The sequence below is a fragment of the Mesorhizobium sp. 113-3-9 genome (genome assembly GCF_016756515.1).
Lineage (GTDB): Bacteria > Pseudomonadota > Alphaproteobacteria > Rhizobiales > Rhizobiaceae > Mesorhizobium.
In genome coordinates, this window is the sequence record NZ_AP023246.1 from 5947122 (window position 1) to 5962879 (window position 15758).

The following is a 15758-nucleotide window of genomic DNA, read 5'->3' on the forward strand; positions in this document are numbered from 1 at the left end:
ACCCATGGTCTCTCCATTCCAATTCTACCGACCGCCACGCTCAGGCAGCGCTGTGCAGCGGCCCGCCGGCGACCTCGGCCAGCAGGCGATCGAGATCGACTTCGGCGTTGCGGTGTTCGCCGACGATCGTGTGTTCCGACATCACCAGGATGCGGTCGGCCGTCTCCAGCGCCTCGTCGAGTTCGGTGACGAACAAAAGCGTCGCGCGGCCAGGGGCGCTTGCCCTGAGCTTGGCGGCGATGTCGCGCCTGGCCGAGATATCGACGCCCTGAAACGGCTCGTCGAGGATGAACAGCGAGGCGTTCTGCGCCATCCAGCGGGCGACCATCACCTTCTGCTGGTTGCCGCCCGACAGTGCCGACATTTCGTCCTTCTCGGAGCGGCAGACGATGCTGAGTTCCTCGATCTGCCGGCGCGCGGTCGTGCGTTCGAGCCGGCGCTTGAGCACGCTCAGATTCGACATCCGCTTCAGGAACGGCAGGCTGACATTACGCTCGATGTTGAAGCCGCCGACAATGCCGCTTGTGGCGCGGTCCTTGGCGACGAGGAACACGCCGGCCGCGATCGCATCGCCGGCAGATCGCGGCGCGTAGGGCCTGCCGTTCATCGTCATCGTACCCGACAGCGGCTTGCGCACACCGAACAGCGTTTCGGCAAAAGCGGTCTTGCCGACACCGACGAGGCCGGTGATGGCGACGACTTCGCCATCACCAAGCGTCAGCGAGATCGGCCTGGCGCCCTGCCCTATACGCAGGCCTTCAACGGTCAGGACCGGCTTGGCGGAACTTCTGGCAACGATCTGGTCGAGATGGATCTTGCGGCCGAGCATGGCATTGACCGCGCCTTCATAATCGAGCGGCTTGGTGTCGAAGACACCTGAAACGATGCCGTCGCGCATGGAGACGATGCGATCGGCAAGCCGCCTGATGTCAGACATGCGGTGCGAGATATAGAGGATCGCCACACCCTGCTCGCGCAGCCTGTCGACCAGGGCGAACAACCTTTCGGCTTCGGCGCTGGAGAGCGAGGAGGTCGGCTCGTCGAGGATCAGCACCTTCGGCTGGTGCGCCAGGGCGCGTGCGATCGCCACCATCTGGCGATCGGCCAGCGAAAGGTCGTTGACGCGGGCCTTGAGATCGATGGCCAACCCCATGCGGTCCGCGACGGCCTTGGCCTCGCGGCGTACCCGGGCCGGATTGAACAGGGTCGGCGCGCCCTTGCCGCTCAGCCTGTCGAGCGTCAGGTTGGTGGCGACATCGAGGTCGGCCACGACACCGTCATTGATGTTCTGATGCACGGTGACGACGCCGGAGCGGATCGCTTCCGCCGGCGTGTTCGGCGCAAAGTCCTGCCCGGCAAGCGTCATGGTGCCGCCGCCACGCTCGTAGACGCCGCTGATGATCTTGACGAGGGTGGATTTGCCGGCGCCGTTGGCGCCCATCAGCACGGTGACTTCGCCGGAATGCAGCTCAAGCGCGATGCCGCCAAGCACCTCGTTGCGGCCAAAGGATTTCCTCAGTCCCTCTACGCGGAACACGGCATTGCCGACCATGCGTTCCTCCCTGACCTCGACGCTATGGTCAATATCGGCAATTGTCAACACGATTGACAATTGCCAGACAGCTTCCTAGCTTGGCCCCGCCGCTAAGGCTCCGTTATGATCGGAGCGCACAGGCGGGAGGGAGACGAATGACTGGGAAATTGCCGTTCGAAGCACTGTCGGTGGAGACGCTTGCTACGCGCCTCGGCACGAACGAGGCGCTGTGCGCGAAGATCGGCAAGGACACGACGCAATGGAAGGTTCGCGAAGTCGGCGACGGCAATCTGAACCTGGTGTTCATCGTCGAGGGCGCCGGCGGCGGCGCCATCGTCAAGCAGGCCCTGCCCTATGTCCGGCTGGTCGGCGACAGCTGGCCGCTGCCGCTGAAGCGCTCCTTCTTCGAGTATCACGCGCTGACCCGCCAGGAGGCGCGCGCGCCGGGCTCGGTGCCGGCGATCTATCATTTCGATGAAGGCCAGGCGCTGATCATCATGGAGTATCTGGCGCCGCCACACACCATTCTCAGGCGCGCCCTGATCGACGGGCGCCAGTTGCCCAACATTGCCAGGGATATCGGCCTGTTCATGGCCCGTACGCTGTTTCGCGGGTCCGACCTGTCGATGGTGACCAGGGATCGCAAGGCCGATCTGGCGCTGTTCGCCGACAATGTCGACCTCTGCGACATCACCGAGAACCTGGTGTTCTCCGATCCCTATTTCGACGCCAAGTTGAACCGGCATACCTCGCCGCAACTCGACGGTCTGGTCGCAGACCTGCGTGCCGACCGCGACCTCAAGGTCGAGGCGCAACGGCTGAAGCACATCTTCGCCGCCAATGCCGAGACGCTGCTGCATGGCGATTTGCATTCCGGCTCGATCATGGTCACGGACACGCAGACCCGGATGATCGATCCGGAGTTCGCCTTCTACGGGCCGATGGCCTTCGATGTCGGCATGCTGCTCGCCAATTTCTGGATGTCCTTCTTCTCGCAGCGCGGGCATGAGCAGAACGGCAAGCGCGACGCCATGCGCACCTATCTGCTCGGGGTCACCGCACAGACATGGGCGGTGTTCCGCGCCGAGTTCTCGCATCTGTGGCGCACCGAGCGCACCGGGATGCTCTATCAAAAAAGCCTGTTCGAGGATCAGGGCGACATACTCGCCGCGGAGCAGGCGCTCGATCACGTGCTGCACCAGATCTGGACCGATCTTCTCGGCTTTGCCGGCATCGAGGTGCACAGGCGCATCCTCGGCCTCGCCCACAATGCCGATTTCGAGACCATTGCCGACGAGGATCTGCGCGCCTCCTGCGAAGCGAAGGCGCTCAGATTCGGCCGTCACATCGCCGTCAACCGGCGCCAGATACATAGCATCGACGAGGTCAACAATCTGGCCGCGCTGATCGAACAGGAGAGCAGCATTTGAACGTCGGCGAGCGCCACTATCGCACCATCTGGCTGAGCGACGACGGACGTTCGGTTGACATTATCGACCAGCGCTGGCTGCCACATGATTTCCGCATCGAGACGATCGGCACGGTTTCCGGCATCGCCACCGCCATCCGCGACATGTGGGTGCGCGGCGCGCCGCTGATCGGCGTCACCGCCGCCTACGGTGTTGCCCTGCAGATGGCCGACGACCCGTCCGACGAAGCGCTCGATGCCGTATGGGAGACGCTGCACGAGACGCGCCCGACGGCGATCAACCTGCGTTGGGCGCTCGACGAGATGCGGCGCTTCCTCAAGCCACTGCCAAAAGAACAACGCGCCGAAGCCGCCTATCGACGCGCCGGTGAGATCGCCGACGAGGATGTCGGCCTGAACCGCGCCATCGGCGAGAACGGTCTTGCCGTTATCAAGGCGATCGCGGCGCGCAAGCAGCCGGGTGAGACGGTCAACATCCTGACGCATTGCAATGCCGGCTGGCTGGCGACAGTCGACTACGGCACCGCCACCGCGCCGATCTATCTGGCAACCGAAGCCGGTATTCCGGTCCACGTCTATGTCGACGAGACCCGCCCGCGCAACCAGGGCGCCCAGCTTACCGCCTGGGAGATGGCAGGCCACGGCGTACCGCACACACTGATCGTCGACAATGCCGGCGGCCATCTGATGCAGCGCGGCGCGATCGACATGGTCATCGTCGGCACCGACCGGACCACCGCCGACGGCGATGTCTGCAACAAGATCGGCACTTATCTGAAGGCGCTCGCCGCCGCCGACAACAACGTGCCGTTCTATGTCGCGCTGCCCTCGCCGACCATCGACTGGACGGTGCATGATGGGCTGAACGAGATTCCGATCGAGCAGCGCTCGGCCGACGAGGTCTCGCTGGTCTGGGGCAAGACCGCCGGCGGCGAGATCGCCCAGGTGCGCATCTCACCCGAAGCGACGCCCGCGGCGAACCCGGCCTTCGACGTGACCCCGGCGCGGCTGGTGACGGGCTTGATCACCGAACGCGGCATCGCCAAGGCATCGCGCGAAGGCTTGAAAGCGATGTTCCCGGAGCGGGCGTAGCCGTAGCCGATTAATACAGCGGCTTGCTCATGTGGTTGGGCGTTGGCCATTGCGCGGTGACGCCAGGCTGCACCGGGCGCTCGAGATAGGTCGACAGCACCACATAGCTGCGGGTCGAGGTGACGCCGGGCGTTTCGTAGAGGCGAGCGAGCAGGCCTTCCAGCGCCCTCGTATCTTCGGTGCGGACCTTCAGCAACATGCAGGTGTCGCCGGCGACGGTGTGAATCTCCTCGACTTCCGGATATTGCGAAACCGCCATCAGTTCCGGGGTCTTGCCCCAGCCCCTGGTGTCGATATGCACGAAGGCCAGCAGCGGCTTCTTCACCGCCTTGGGGTCGATGATCGCGGCCGTGCCACGAATGGCGCCGCTGCGCCGAAGGCGCTTGACCCGCTCATGCGCGGCTGGCGGCGAAAGCCCGACCCGATCGCCGAGTTCCGCATAACTGACCGTGGCATCGTCGACGAGAACGCCTAATATCTTTCGGTCAATTGCGTCGACATCGCGGGGCGCCGGCATGTTCCGCGGAATGGTATCTGTTTCTTCATCCATATCGACAATCCCGATTGCCACAGAATTTAATACGGCCATTATGGCTATATGTCGAACAGCAATCAAGCTACGGCCCTGCCAACAGATACCAGGCCACCGATCCCGGCCCTCGCCTATCTGTTGACTGGATGCATCGCCGTGATCGGCTCGAATTCGCTGGTCCTGGGCCCGATAGCCCCGGCCGTGGCGGCCTCCTTCGCCAGCAGCGTCCCGACCGTGATGATCGCAGCGGCCGCCTTTGGCCTCGGGACCTCGGCGAGCGCCCTGTTCCTGGCCCGCTATATCGACCGGCTCGGCGCCCGCCGGATGCTGCAGGGGGCATTGCTGTTGCTGGCCATAGCCCTGGTTGCCAGCGCGGCCGCACCGATACTGATCATGCTGGTCGCGGCCCAACTCGTCGCCGGTATTGCCGCCGGCGTCGCCATGCCGGCGATCTATGCGAGTTCGGCGGCGATCGCGCCGCCCGGCCGCGAAAGCGGGACCATCGGCGTCGTGCTGACCGGATGGACGCTCAGCATGGTGGCCGGCGTTTCGCTCTCGGCCGTGCTTGCCGATCTCGTACATTGGCGCGCCGTCTTCGCGGTCGTCGCGGTGCTGGCAATGCTGGCGCTGGCCAGTCTCACGATGACCTCGCTGAGCGGCACAAGGAAAAGCGGCCCGGTCCCGACACCGCTGGCGGCGCTCAGCATTCCCGGCATCGTGCCGCTTCTCGTCGCCTGCGCCGCCTTCATGACCGCCTTCTACGGTGTCTATGGCTATCTCGGCGACCACTTGCACAGTGGACTGGGCAAACCGGTGAGCGCCAATGGATGGGCAGCCCTTGCCTATGGCATCGGCTTCGGCATGGCTGCTCTCCTCGACGGGGTGATCGATCGCCTGGGCGCTCGCCGCGTCATGCCATTCGCCTATCTTCTTGTCGCCATCGTCTATGTCGCGATCGCAGCGAGCAGCAACAGTTTCGGCCTGACGCTCGCCATGGTGGCGGTGTGGGGGCTTGCCAATCATTTCGGCCTGAATGTCCTGGTGATGAGCCTTTCGGCGCTCGATCCCTCACGGCGCGGCACGATCATGGGCCTGAACAGCTCGGTAACCTATCTGGCGGTATTTGTCGGCACCACCGGTTTCGGGCCGCTCTATTCCAGCTTCGGCTTTGCGGTCTGCGCGATGGTTGCGGCATTGCTGATGCTGGTTGCCGCAGCGGCGGCCGCGTGGCGCACGCGATAGAACGCTTCTTTTGCGTGATTGCTCCAGTCGGCAGAACGTGATTGGCCACCGGCCTGTCGCCCGGTTGACAGTGGCACCCCTGCCCCTCCATACAAAGCCCGTTAATGTTCTCCGGGCGGGGTGAAAGTCCCCACCGGCGGTAAGGACTCTCGGTTGCACGGGACCCAAGCCCGCGAGCGCTTTCCAATACAATTGGAAAGGTCAGCAGATCCGGTGTGATTCCGGAGCCGACGGTTAGAGTCCGGATGAAAGAGGACGAAACGGAAAACGGACCGCATCGGCGGGCCGGATTTCGTATCGTGCGTCCTGATTCTGGTTCGAAACGGAAGGATGGACCCATGAATCAGCATTCCCACAAAGACTATGAAACAACCCGCATCGCCGTTATCCGGGCGCGCTGGCACGCCGACATCGTCGACCAGTGCGTAAGCGCTTTCGAGTCGGAACTGGCCAGCATCGGAGGCGACCGCTTCGCCATCGATGTCTTCGACGTGCCCGGCGCCTACGAGATCCCGCTGCACGCCAAGACCTTGGCCGGGACCGGCCGCTATGCCGCGATCCTCGGCACGGCCTTCGTCGTCAATGGCGGCATCTACCGGCACGAATTCGTCGCCAGCGCCGTCATCGACGGCATGATGAATGTGCAGCTGTCGACCGGCGTGCCGGTGCTTTCGGCGGTGCTGACGCCGCACAATTATCATGACAGCGCCGAACACCACCGCTTCTTCTTCGAGCACTTCACCGTCAAGGGCAAGGAAGCGGCCAACGCCTGCGTGCAGATTCTCGCCGCGCGGGAAAAGATCGCGGCATGAAATCTTCCCGGCCGGGTGGAAATCGCGATAACACCCGGTAGTATTTGCGAAAATGCCGAGTTCGGGGAGGATGCCGGTGCAGACCAAGAAGATCATCAATGACGGCAACCGCGCCGTCGACGAGATGCTCGAAGGGATCCTCGCCGCGCATCCTCGCCACCTTGTGAGCGCGGACGGCAGCCCGCGCTCGATCATCGCCCGCGACGGGCCGCGGCCCGGCAAGGTCGGGCTGGTCATCGGCGGCGGCTCCGGCCACGAGCCGACCTTTCTCGGCTTTGTCGGCAAGGGACTGGCGGACGCGGCGGCCATCGGCAATGTCTTTGCATCGCCGCCGCCCGATCCGATCCTGGAATGCGCCAAGGCGGTGAGCGGCGGCGCCGGCGTCCTGTTCATGTACGGCAACTATGCCGGCGACGTGATGAATTTCGACATGGCCGCCGAGATGGCCGCGATGGACGATATCGAGGTACGCACGGTGCTGACCACCGATGACGTCGCCTCGGCACCGCGCGACCAGCGGCAGAAGCGCCGCGGCGTCGCCGGCAACTTCTTCATCTTCAAGGCGGCCGGTGCGGCCTGCGACCTCATGCTCTCCCTGGACGAGGTCGAGCGCGTCGCGCGCAAGGCCAACGACCACACCTTCACCATGGGCGTGGCGCTGTCACCCTGCTCGCTGCCGCAGACAAGGCGGCCGAATTTCGAGATCGGCGCCGACGAAATGGAGATCGGCATGGGCATCCACGGCGAACCCGGCATCGCCCGCGGCAAGCTTGGGAGCGCCGACGAAATCACCGACGAGATGCTGGACAGGATTTTCGCCGAGATGGCGCCGAAGCGCGGCGACAAGGTCGCGGTGCTGGTCAACTCGCTCGGCTCGACGCCGCTGATGGAACTCTACATCATGAACCGGCGGGTCAAGCAGCGGCTCGACGACATCGGCGTTTCGATCCACGCGACCTGGGTCGGCAATTACTGCACGTCGCTCGAAATGGCCGGCGCCTCGGTGACGCTTTTCCATCTCGATGAGGAATTGCAGACCATGCTCGACCATCCCTGCGACTGCGCCATGTTCCGTGCCGGCTGACGAAAGAGCGTTCCCGTGACCATCGATGCTGCCGATCTGAAAAGAATGTTCGATACGATCGCGGTGGCGATCGAAGCCGACAGGGACAGGCTCTGCCAGCTCGACGGCGTGATCGGCGACGCCGACCACGGCATTGCCATGGCGCTCGGCTTCGGCGCGGTGCGCGATGCGCTGGCCACGCTCGACCTTGCGGCAGTGGAACCAACGGCGCTGCTCAACACTGCGGCGAAATCATTCCTGAATGCCGTCGGCGCTTCCTCGGGCCCGCTCTATGCGACGGCCTTCATGCGCGCCGCCGCCACCGTCAAGGGCAAGGCGACGCTGGCGGAGGTGGATTTCATCGCCCTGTTCCAGGCCATGGCGCAAGGCATCAAGGATCGCGGCAAGGCGGAGCCGGGCGAGAAGACGATGGTCGATGCCTGGCAGCCGGCGGCCGAAGCCGCCGCCGAGGCCAATCTTGCCGGCAAGAACGTGGCCGAGAGCCTCGGGGCAGCACTTGCTGCCGCCGAGTCTGGTGCTGAAGCGACCAAGAACATGATCGCCGCCAAGGGCCGCTCCTCCAGGCTCGGCGAGCGATCGCTCGGGCATATCGACCCGGGCGCCGCATCGGCCGTTACAGTGATCGGCGCGATACGCAAGAGCCTGACATCGACCCTATAGTTTCAGATCGAAGCTGACCTTGAAGGCATGTCCCTGAGCGTCCTTCGCGATCTGGCCGGAATAGGATGCGCCAAGCATTGCATTGGGCGACAGGAGAACATCGAAGCCGGCTTCGACCGCCAGCGCATCCCGGGCGATCGGCACGCCGGAAATGGTAAAGGATGCTCCGGTGTTGAAGGCCAGATCGGAGGTCGGACCAACGTTGCCATAGGCGTGTTGCCAGCCCAGCATGCCATGCAGGGCGGCCTTGGTCGCCCCCGTGTCGAACTGGGTCGAAGCACGGACGCCAAATGTCGAGAAGGTGTTTTCGGTCGTCGTCTTCTGTGCCGTCAGCGCCGAAGTCGTGCCGCCGGTCTCAGCGAAACCATCGGTCTTCAGATTGACGTAGGCGAGATTGGCGAAGGGTTCGAAGGCATTGCGCCCGATATCGAAGCGGTAGGCCAGTTCGCTGAAAGCCTGCGCCGTCGCGGCATTGTAGTCGGCGGAGAGCTGTTCGCTGAAGGCGGGGAAGACCACGTTGCGCCTGGTCTCGATGTCATGCCAGCCATAGATCGCGCCGGCTCGGAAACCGAACTGTCCCAGTTGCGTGCCGGCATAGAGGCCGAGATTGTAATTGTCGCTCGAGCCGGATGAAGCGCGGTCGGTGACATCGAATCTCGAATGGCTGTAACCGCCGAGCACGCCGAGCCGCCAGCTTCCAACCGGTGCGTCGGCACCGCCGATGAATCCCGCCGTGTTGCGGCCGAAGGCAGCGGCATCGCCGGAGCCGTTCGTATCGCCCGTCATTGCAAGTGCCTGACTCCAGATCACGATGCCATCGGCATTGGCGGGTGCGGCGCGCACGCCGTCGGTGTCGATGCTGGCGGTCGTAAGAACCGGTGCGGAGACCCCATCGAAGGCGGACCGAATTCGGCTGTTCGCGGCGTCCCGCGCGAAACGGCTGTCCTCCACCAGCGCGCCACTGATATCGGCGTGGATCTCGCCGGAGAGCGCGTTTCCAAAGGGGCGCAGATATTGATAAAAGGCGACGGTCTTGCCCTCGTTCGGCCCGTCCAGATGTTCCCGGTTGAGGACATGGAGTTTCCAGCCGTCCTTGGTCATCTTGAAGGCAAGGCCCTCGGTTTCCTGTCCGTCCGGAGACTGCAGATTGCCCAGTTTCTCGACTTCTCCAGTCTTGAGGTTTGCCCGGTATATTCCGTTGGTTTCGTCATTCGCGGAAAAATACATCCAGCCGTCGAGGAGCTTGCCGCCTTGTGCCGCGTCGACGGTCTGCGACAGGGGGATGTATTCCTTGAAGCTCCAGTCCGCGAGATTGTAGACCGCCAGTTCCGTGGCGTTGTTGTACGCCATGCCGTAGCCGAGGCCATTCTTGGCATCGACTGCCACCCAACTGGCAATGTCAATGGTGCCGTTGGGCGGATTAAGCGCAAAGGCCTTCCCAGTATAACTCAGGTCACTTGCGTTGTAGATCGCAAAAACGGGATTGTTGTATCTGTATCCGGTGACAGGGTCCGCGACGCTTGAATCCAGCGAAATATACAGAAGCCCGTCTGCATAGTCGATGTCGCCGATGTGGTTGAGGCCTGCGTCGGAGAATTGGGACGGAATCTCCAGAACATGTGGAATGCCGGGCGCCGCAAGCAGGTTGCGGTTGTAGTTTCCATCTGTGCGTTCGAGAATATTGGTACCGGAGAAATACCAATTCGTTCCGTCTGTCGTCACTCCCTGTTTCTTCGATGTTGTGGCATCGCCGGTAAAGACCGTCTTCTCGACCATGATCCAGGGCTCGACGGCGAGTGCCGGCACCGATGTCATGGCAAGCGCGCTGGACAGAACGATGCAGGAGGTTATGGTTTTCGGAAGGCAGGCCGTTCCCTTCAGGGTGGCTCTGCTGGCGTGATCGGTCATCTTGGAAGACATTTCTGGCGCGTTCCTGTTGGTGTTTTATGATCGACGGCCCGACGCGCACGACATCGACCAACGACGGTGGCGGCCGTCGGCGATGGCAAGACTCGAGGTTTTTGTGGCTCTTCGGGTGCTATTTGCGCCGCGGTTCGTCGATCGCTCTGGCGGAGAGTTCAACGACGTGCTCACTAGGGTGGGCACGTGACAATCGTATGAATAATGGGAATAGTATGAAGAATTCAGCTAGCGCGCCCCGGGCGTCCCGCATGACGTCGCGCATTGCCGGTTCATCGCATTCCGGCCTGCACGCCAGGCTTCTCAACGAAATCGGTCTCAGCATCGTGCGCGGCGAATTGATTCCGGGCGACCAGTTGCCGAATGGCGACGATTGGAGCGCCTCCTATGGCGCAAGCCGCACCGGCCTGCGGGAAGTCGTCAAAGTGCTGGCGGGCAAGGGCATGGTGGAAATGCGCCCCCGGACCGGGACCAGGGTGCGCCCGCGCAGGGATTGGAATTTCCTGGACCCTGATGTGCTCTTGTGGCGTTTCGGCTCGAGGACGACTGCCGAGGAGGCGCGTTCGCTGTTCGAACTGCGCCGCGCGATCGAGCCGACGGCCGGGGCCCTGGCGGCGGAGCGCGCCAGTCCGGAGCAGATCGCCGAGTTGAGGGCAATCCTGGAAGAGATGGAACAGGCCGGCGATGACGGCGAACGTTTCTCGGGGCCGGATCTGGCTTTCCACCAAGCGATCCTGCACATGTCGGGCAACGAGTTGATCGGCTCACTCGCCGCTTTGATCGAGACCGCGCTGGTGATCAGCTTCCGGCTTTCGGACGACAACCCAGCCGGTCAGCGCCATTCACTCACCCTGCATCGGCAGATTGTCGAGAACATCGAAATGCGCGACCCGGCCGCCACCAGCAAGGTGCTGATCGACCTTCTGGACGGAGCGGAAGAGGACGTACGGCGTTCCCTCGCCGCCAGGCTCGGCAGGCAGAAATAGACCGGCATCGCCGCATACACAGCACCTGCGCGCCGGGAACCCGCCCAGCCCGTGCCGCGGGCCTGCCGATCATGCAGGCTTCGCCGCATCGAGCCTGTTGATCGCCTCGACATTGCCGGCCGACGGCCCCTTCTCGTCGAACTCGGAGGCAAGCCACGTGTCGACGATGGCCTTGGCCAATTCCGGGCCAATGACGCGGGCGCCCATGGTGATGATCTGCGCGTTGTTGGATTTCGCGGCGCGCTCGGCCGAATAGGTATCGTGGGTAAGTGCGGCGCGGATCCCCGGCACCTTGTTGGCCGAGATCGACACGCCGATGCCGGTGCCGCAGAACAGAATACCGCGATCGTTCTCGCCGTCGATGATGGTCTGGGCGAGTTTTTGCGAGAGGTCGGCATAGTAGCCGGCCTGGCTGAGATCGCTGACCTTCAGGCCGGATTTGGTGGCAAGGTGCGCGGCGATGACATCGAGCAGCGGCTTGCCGGCGCTATCGGCTCCAATGGCTATTTTCATGGTTTTCCCTTTCGTATTTGGATGATTTCAGATCGCCGCCGAAGCGCGGCCGAGGATGTCGATGTAGCCATCCACCTGCCAGGCGGAACGGCCGATGAAGAGGCCATCGATATTGGGCTGGCCGATCAGCTCCGCGGTATTGCCGGGGTTGACGGAGCCGCCATAGAGCACCGGCGGCACGGACGGCAGCAGGCCGCCGGCGACCTTCTTGATTAGCGCCTGCTGCTTGTCGGCATAGTCGGAGCTGGCCGGAATGCCCTTGTCGCCGATCGCCCAGACAGGCTCATAGGCGAACAGGATTTTTGCGCCCTTCGCCTCGCCTTCGAGGAATTGCAGAGCGCCCTCGACCTGGGCGCTCAACACCGCATCGGCCTTGCCGCCTTCGCGCTCGGCCAGCGTCTCGCCGACGCAGATGAGCGGTATCAATCCGTGCTTCACGGCGGCCGCCGTCTTGAGGCCGACGGTGCGGTCGGTCTCGCCGAAATGCTCGCGCCGCTCGCTGTGGCCGAGCTCAACCAGATCGAGCCCGCAGTCGGTCAGCATCAGCGGCGAAATCTCGCCGGTCCAGGCGCCGGCATCGGCCCAATGCATGTTCTGAGCGCCGACCTTGACGCACGTCGACGACAGCGCTTGGCTGACCTCGCGCACCGCCGTGAAAGGCGGGATGACGAAAGGCTGGATGCGGTCATCGAAGCCTGGGATGAAACCGGCCAGGCGCTCAGCGAAAGCCAGTGCCTCGGCGAGCGTCTTGTTCATCTTCCAGCTTGTACCGACCCAGTAAACCACGCGTACTGCTCCTTACTTTTGTCAAGCGATCAGCGCCCGCCTTGGGGATCATGATCCCTTGTCGATCACCGTCAGCGACACGCCGGCGGCATCCAGCGCAGCGCGCATCGCCGGTTCGGGCGCGCGGCCGGTGAAGACCGTGTCGAACGCGCTGAGATCGGTGAGGAAGTGCAGCGCCGTGCGGCCGAATTTGCCGTGATCGACCAGCAGATATTTGCGGGTCGCCGCCGCCATCATCAGCCGCTTGGTCTGCACCACCTCCTGGTCCTGGTGGAAGGCGGAAGCGCCGTGAATGGCGGAGGAGGACAGGAAGGCAACGTCAGCGCGCAGCGATTTGAGCGACGCCTCGGCCAGCAGGCCGAAGAAGCCGTGGAACTTCTTGCTGTACTGACCGCCGAGCGCGATCAGGCTGATGCCGCCTGCGCCGGCCAGATCCTGGATGACGTCCAGATTGTTGGTGATCACGGTCAGCGGCCGCAGATCGGCGAGATGCCGCGCAATGCCGCCCGCCGTCGAGCCATCGTCGATCATCACGGTCTGGCCGGGCTCGATCATGCCCACGGCGGCAGCCGCCAGGCGCTGCTTTTCCTCGATCGCCTGCTTCTGACGGTAGCGGAAATCGCTTTCGAACAGACCGCTCGGCTGGATCGAAGCGCCGCCGCGCACCTTGCGCAAGAAGCCGCTTTCCTCGAGCTCGTCGAGGTCGCGGTGCACGGTCATCTTGGAGACGCCAAAGAGCAAGGCCAGGTCGTCGACGCCGGCCTGACCGGCGTCCATCAGAAACTCCATGATGCCTTGACGCCTGATATCGCTCTTCATTGCCGCTGACCGCCAACGCCGAGCGTGGCTCCCTGATCGAACCCAAATGATAACAGATATCATCGCAAAAGTAGCAAATATTTTGTGATATTGGGACAATTTTTGGGATATTCCGCTTGCCCTGATCGCGGCGCTGTAACAAGAATTGCGGCCGGGACGGTCTGTCACGGTTGCGGTTGCGCCGAAATCCGGCCAGAAGCATCGGTGGGCTGGACGATGCGCGGACAGTCCGCAACCACAGGTTCGAAACCAGATACGGGAGACTATTCGTTGGCTCGCATCACACTGAGACAATTGCTCGATCACGCCGCCGAATACGGCTACGGCGTGCCGGCCTTCAACATGAACAACATGGAACAGGGCCTCGCCATCATGGAGGCGGCGGAAGAGACCAAATCGCCTGTCATCCTGCAGGCAAGCCGCGGTGCGCGCGCCTATGCCAATGACGTGGTGCTGGCCAAGCTGATCGACGCGCTGGTCGAAATCCACCCCGACATCCCGGTCTGCATGCATCTCGACCATGGCAACAATGAAGCCACCTGCGTCACCGCGATTCAGTACGGCTTCACCTCGGTGATGATGGATGGCTCACTCAAGGAGGACGGCAAGTCGCCGGCCGACTACGCCTATAACTCAGGCATCACCAAGCGCGTCGTCGACATGGCGCATTGGGGCGGCGTCTCGGTCGAAGGCGAGATCGGCGTGCTGGGCTCATTGGAGAGCGGCGGCGGCGAGCAGGAAGACGGCCACGGCGTCGAAGGCGCGATCAGCCACGACCAGCTTTTGACCGATCCCGAGCAGGCGGTGCAGTTCGTCAAGGACACCCATGTCGATGCGCTGGCGGTGGCCATGGGCACCAGCCATGGCGCCTACAAATTCTCGCGCAAGCCGGACGGCGCGGTGCTGGCGATGAATGTCATCGAGGAGATCCACCGCCGCCTGCCCAACATGCATCTGGTCATGCACGGCTCGTCCTCCGTGCCGGAGGACCTGCAGGAGATCATCAACAAATATGGCGGCCAGATGAAGCCGACCTGGGGCGTGCCGGTGGAAGAAATCCAGCGCGGCATCAAGCACGGCGTGCGCAAGATCAACCTCGACACCGACAACCGCATGGCGCTGACCGGCGCGATCCGCAAGGTGCTGACCGAGAACCCGAGCGAGTTCGACCCGCGCAAATATCTGACGCCGGCAATGGCGGCGATGCGCAAGCTCTGCAAGGAGCGCTTCGAGCAGTTCGGCACGGCCGGCAACGCGCCGAAGATCAAGCCGCTGCCGGTCTCGGAAATGGCCAAGCGCTACAAATCGGGCAGCCTCGACCCGAAATTCGGCTGAGTCCGGCCGACCGAAAATCCGGCTGCATCTCCGGGCAGGAGCCGCACAGGCTCCTGCCCGATCTCTATTCGGCCCTTGGCAAAAGGCTGGGCCTGCCTGTCTCGATGAACGGCGCCCAATAGTCGACGGACTCGCGGATCATGGCGACCACCTGATGGTCGACCGGCTCACGCTCACGGAACGACAGTTCGAGGCAGATCTCGTTGTCGGTGCCGCCGCCACGCCGCACCGTCTCCAGCAGCTTTTCCGGCGTGATGCGGCCGTCCCTGTTGTAGGCTGATGTGAACGGCCAATGGCCTCCCTTGTTCATCGACGACTGCTTGATGTGGATGATCGGCGACTTCCTGGGAAAGGCCCCGGCCCAGGCATAAGGGTCGATGTCGGCGGGATTGCTTGATGTGACGTCGCCGTGGTCGATGTCGACCATCATCTCGAGCGGAATGGCCATGCTTGCGGCGTCGATCGCGTCCTGCAACTGCCGGCAATTCTCGATGGTGTGGCCGAACTCGCGGCCGACCGACATCGGCTCCCAGAACAGGTAGGTCAGGCCGGCCGCACGAGCATGCTCGGCGACCTCATGCCAGCAGTCCAGCGCGATGTCGAACAGCTGGGCGCGGCGCTCGAGGTCGTCAAAGTCGCGATGGGTGAAGATGGCGAATTGCGTGCCCATGCCGCTGGCGCCAAGCTCGGCCGAGATGTCGGCGAAGGTCTTGAACCAGTCGACATAGTAGCGGCGCACATCCGCGTCGGGGTGGCCGAAATGATTGAGCCGGCCGTAAGGGCCGGTCATGCCGGAGGTGACACGCACGCCGGTGCGGGCGAGTGCGCCGCGAAACAGGCGGACGAATTTGACGATCGTCGCCGCCGGCCAGCCCGGATTGACGAATTCATGCGTGAGCTGCACATCCCGGATGCCAATGCCGTAGGCGATGGTGTCGATCAGATCAGCCGGATCGGCAAAACGGTTGACCAGCGGATTGGTGTTGAGGGAGAGCGTGAAGGCCAAGGCGCGCT

Annotated in this window: 15 protein-coding genes and 1 riboswitch; of the genes, 8 read left to right on the forward strand and 7 right to left on the reverse strand. The window is 63.4% G+C overall.

Translation table 11 applies throughout. The features are described 5' to 3' along the window. Positions 1–40: 40 nt before the first annotated feature. Complete coding sequence (locus MesoLj_RS29115; RefSeq protein ID WP_202323433.1) at positions 41–1552, reverse strand: sugar ABC transporter ATP-binding protein; 1512 nt, start codon at positions 1550–1552, stop codon at positions 41–43. A 137-nt stretch (positions 1553–1689) separates the two neighbouring features. Here MesoLj_RS29115 and mtnK point away from each other — a divergent pair, with 137 nt between their 5' ends. Continuing rightward, on the forward strand, positions 1690–2964 hold the full coding sequence (gene mtnK / locus MesoLj_RS29120) for an S-methyl-5-thioribose kinase (RefSeq protein ID WP_202323434.1): 1275 nt from the start codon (positions 1690–1692) through the stop codon (positions 2962–2964). Next, entirely contained in the window at positions 2961–4055 is a 1095-nt protein-coding gene (gene mtnA, locus MesoLj_RS29125; RefSeq protein ID WP_140769170.1) for an S-methyl-5-thioribose-1-phosphate isomerase, read from the forward strand. Before mtnK ends, mtnA begins: the two co-directional genes overlap by 4 nt. 10 nt (positions 4056–4065) lie before the next feature. Here mtnA and MesoLj_RS29130 read toward each other — a convergent pair whose 3' ends face one another. After that, positions 4066–4605, reverse strand: a complete 540-nt coding sequence (locus MesoLj_RS29130; protein ID WP_202323435.1) for an Lrp/AsnC family transcriptional regulator — start codon at positions 4603–4605, stop codon at positions 4066–4068. A gap of 48 nt (positions 4606–4653) precedes the next feature. Between MesoLj_RS29130 and MesoLj_RS29135 the strand changes: the two genes are divergently transcribed. The 4 genes from MesoLj_RS29135 to dhaL all read left to right on the forward strand — a co-directional run bounded on the left by MesoLj_RS29135 (position 4654) and on the right by dhaL (position 8385). After that, the gene (locus MesoLj_RS29135; RefSeq protein ID WP_202323436.1) at positions 4654–5829 is read left to right on the forward strand and encodes an MFS transporter; all 1176 of its coding nucleotides are present in this window, start codon (positions 4654–4656) and stop codon (positions 5827–5829) included. Positions 5830–5931: 102 nt separating this feature from the next. Then, a riboswitch (FMN riboswitch) is annotated at positions 5932–6090 on the forward strand. A 77-nt stretch (positions 6091–6167) separates the two neighbouring features. After that, positions 6168–6641 (forward strand): 6,7-dimethyl-8-ribityllumazine synthase, encoded by a 474-nt coding sequence (locus MesoLj_RS29140; RefSeq protein WP_202323437.1) that lies wholly within the window; start codon positions 6168–6170, stop codon positions 6639–6641. Between the two features lie 70 nt (positions 6642–6711). Beyond that, positions 6712–7725, forward strand: a complete 1014-nt coding sequence (locus MesoLj_RS29145; protein ID WP_181179608.1) for a dihydroxyacetone kinase subunit DhaK — start codon at positions 6712–6714, stop codon at positions 7723–7725. 15 nt (positions 7726–7740) lie between these two features. Continuing rightward, the gene (dhaL, locus tag MesoLj_RS29150) at positions 7741–8385 is read left to right on the forward strand and encodes a dihydroxyacetone kinase subunit DhaL (RefSeq protein ID WP_202323438.1); all 645 of its coding nucleotides are present in this window, start codon (positions 7741–7743) and stop codon (positions 8383–8385) included. Here the strand turns inward: dhaL and MesoLj_RS29155 are convergent. Beyond that, positions 8380–10305: an autotransporter outer membrane beta-barrel domain-containing protein gene (locus MesoLj_RS29155; RefSeq protein WP_202323439.1), complete on the reverse strand. Its 1926-nt coding sequence runs from the start codon at positions 10303–10305 to the stop codon at positions 8380–8382. The two genes, dhaL and MesoLj_RS29155, sit on opposite strands and share 6 nt — an antisense overlap. A 251-nt stretch (positions 10306–10556) precedes the next feature. Here MesoLj_RS29155 and MesoLj_RS29160 point away from each other — a divergent pair, with 251 nt between their 5' ends. Then, a complete protein-coding gene (locus MesoLj_RS29160; RefSeq protein WP_244735188.1) occupies positions 10557–11291 on the forward strand; it encodes a FadR/GntR family transcriptional regulator in 735 nt (244 codons plus the stop codon). Between the two features lie 69 nt (positions 11292–11360). Here the strand turns inward: MesoLj_RS29160 and derI are convergent, their stop codons facing one another. The 3 genes from derI to MesoLj_RS29175 all read right to left on the reverse strand — a co-directional run bounded on the left by derI (position 11361) and on the right by MesoLj_RS29175 (position 13409). Further along, complete coding sequence (derI, locus tag MesoLj_RS29165) at positions 11361–11804, reverse strand: D-erythrulose-4-phosphate isomerase (protein WP_202323441.1); 444 nt, start codon at positions 11802–11804, stop codon at positions 11361–11363. A gap of 27 nt (positions 11805–11831) precedes the next feature. Continuing rightward, a complete protein-coding gene (locus tag MesoLj_RS29170) occupies positions 11832–12560 on the reverse strand; it encodes a triose-phosphate isomerase (protein ID WP_244735581.1) in 729 nt (242 codons plus the stop codon). Positions 12561–12638: 78 nt separating this feature from the next. Then, entirely contained in the window at positions 12639–13409 is a 771-nt protein-coding gene (locus tag MesoLj_RS29175; protein ID WP_202323443.1) for a DeoR/GlpR family DNA-binding transcription regulator, read from the reverse strand. 270 nt (positions 13410–13679) lie between these two features. On the opposite strand from MesoLj_RS29175, the gene fba reads away from it, so the two are divergent. Continuing rightward, a complete protein-coding gene (gene fba, locus MesoLj_RS29180; protein WP_202323444.1) occupies positions 13680–14744 on the forward strand; it encodes a class II fructose-bisphosphate aldolase in 1065 nt (354 codons plus the stop codon). A gap of 64 nt (positions 14745–14808) precedes the next feature. Here fba and MesoLj_RS29185 read toward each other — a convergent pair whose 3' ends face one another. Further along, positions 14809–15750, reverse strand: coding sequence for a sugar phosphate isomerase/epimerase family protein (locus MesoLj_RS29185; protein WP_202323445.1), 942 nt, complete (start codon positions 15748–15750; stop codon positions 14809–14811). Positions 15751–15758 lie beyond the last annotated feature (8 nt).

Bases quoted from the DNA above. Each gene is read 5' to 3' on its own strand.
- MesoLj_RS29115 (WP_202323433.1), bottom strand. From the start codon at position 1,552: ATGGTCGGCAATGCCGTGTTCCGCGTAGAGGGACTGAGGAAATCCTTT.
- mtnK (WP_202323434.1), top strand. From the start codon at position 1,690: ATGACTGGGAAATTGCCGTTCGAAGCACTGTCGGTGGAGACGCTTGCT.
- MesoLj_RS29130 (WP_202323435.1), bottom strand. From the start codon at position 4,605: ATGGATGAAGAAACAGATACCATTCCGCGGAACATGCCGGCGCCCCGC.
- MesoLj_RS29135 (WP_202323436.1), top strand. From the start codon at position 4,654: ATGTCGAACAGCAATCAAGCTACGGCCCTGCCAACAGATACCAGGCCA.
- MesoLj_RS29140 (WP_202323437.1), top strand. From the start codon at position 6,168: ATGAATCAGCATTCCCACAAAGACTATGAAACAACCCGCATCGCCGTT.
- MesoLj_RS29145 (WP_181179608.1), top strand. From the start codon at position 6,712: ATGCCGGTGCAGACCAAGAAGATCATCAATGACGGCAACCGCGCCGTC.
- MesoLj_RS29155 (WP_202323439.1), bottom strand. From the start codon at position 10,305: ATGTCTTCCAAGATGACCGATCACGCCAGCAGAGCCACCCTGAAGGGA.
- MesoLj_RS29160 (WP_244735188.1), top strand. From the start codon at position 10,557: ATGACGTCGCGCATTGCCGGTTCATCGCATTCCGGCCTGCACGCCAGG.
- derI (WP_202323441.1), bottom strand. From the start codon at position 11,804: ATGAAAATAGCCATTGGAGCCGATAGCGCCGGCAAGCCGCTGCTCGAT.
- MesoLj_RS29170 (WP_244735581.1), bottom strand. From the start codon at position 12,560: ATGAACAAGACGCTCGCCGAGGCACTGGCTTTCGCTGAGCGCCTGGCC.
- MesoLj_RS29175 (WP_202323443.1), bottom strand. From the start codon at position 13,409: ATGAAGAGCGATATCAGGCGTCAAGGCATCATGGAGTTTCTGATGGAC.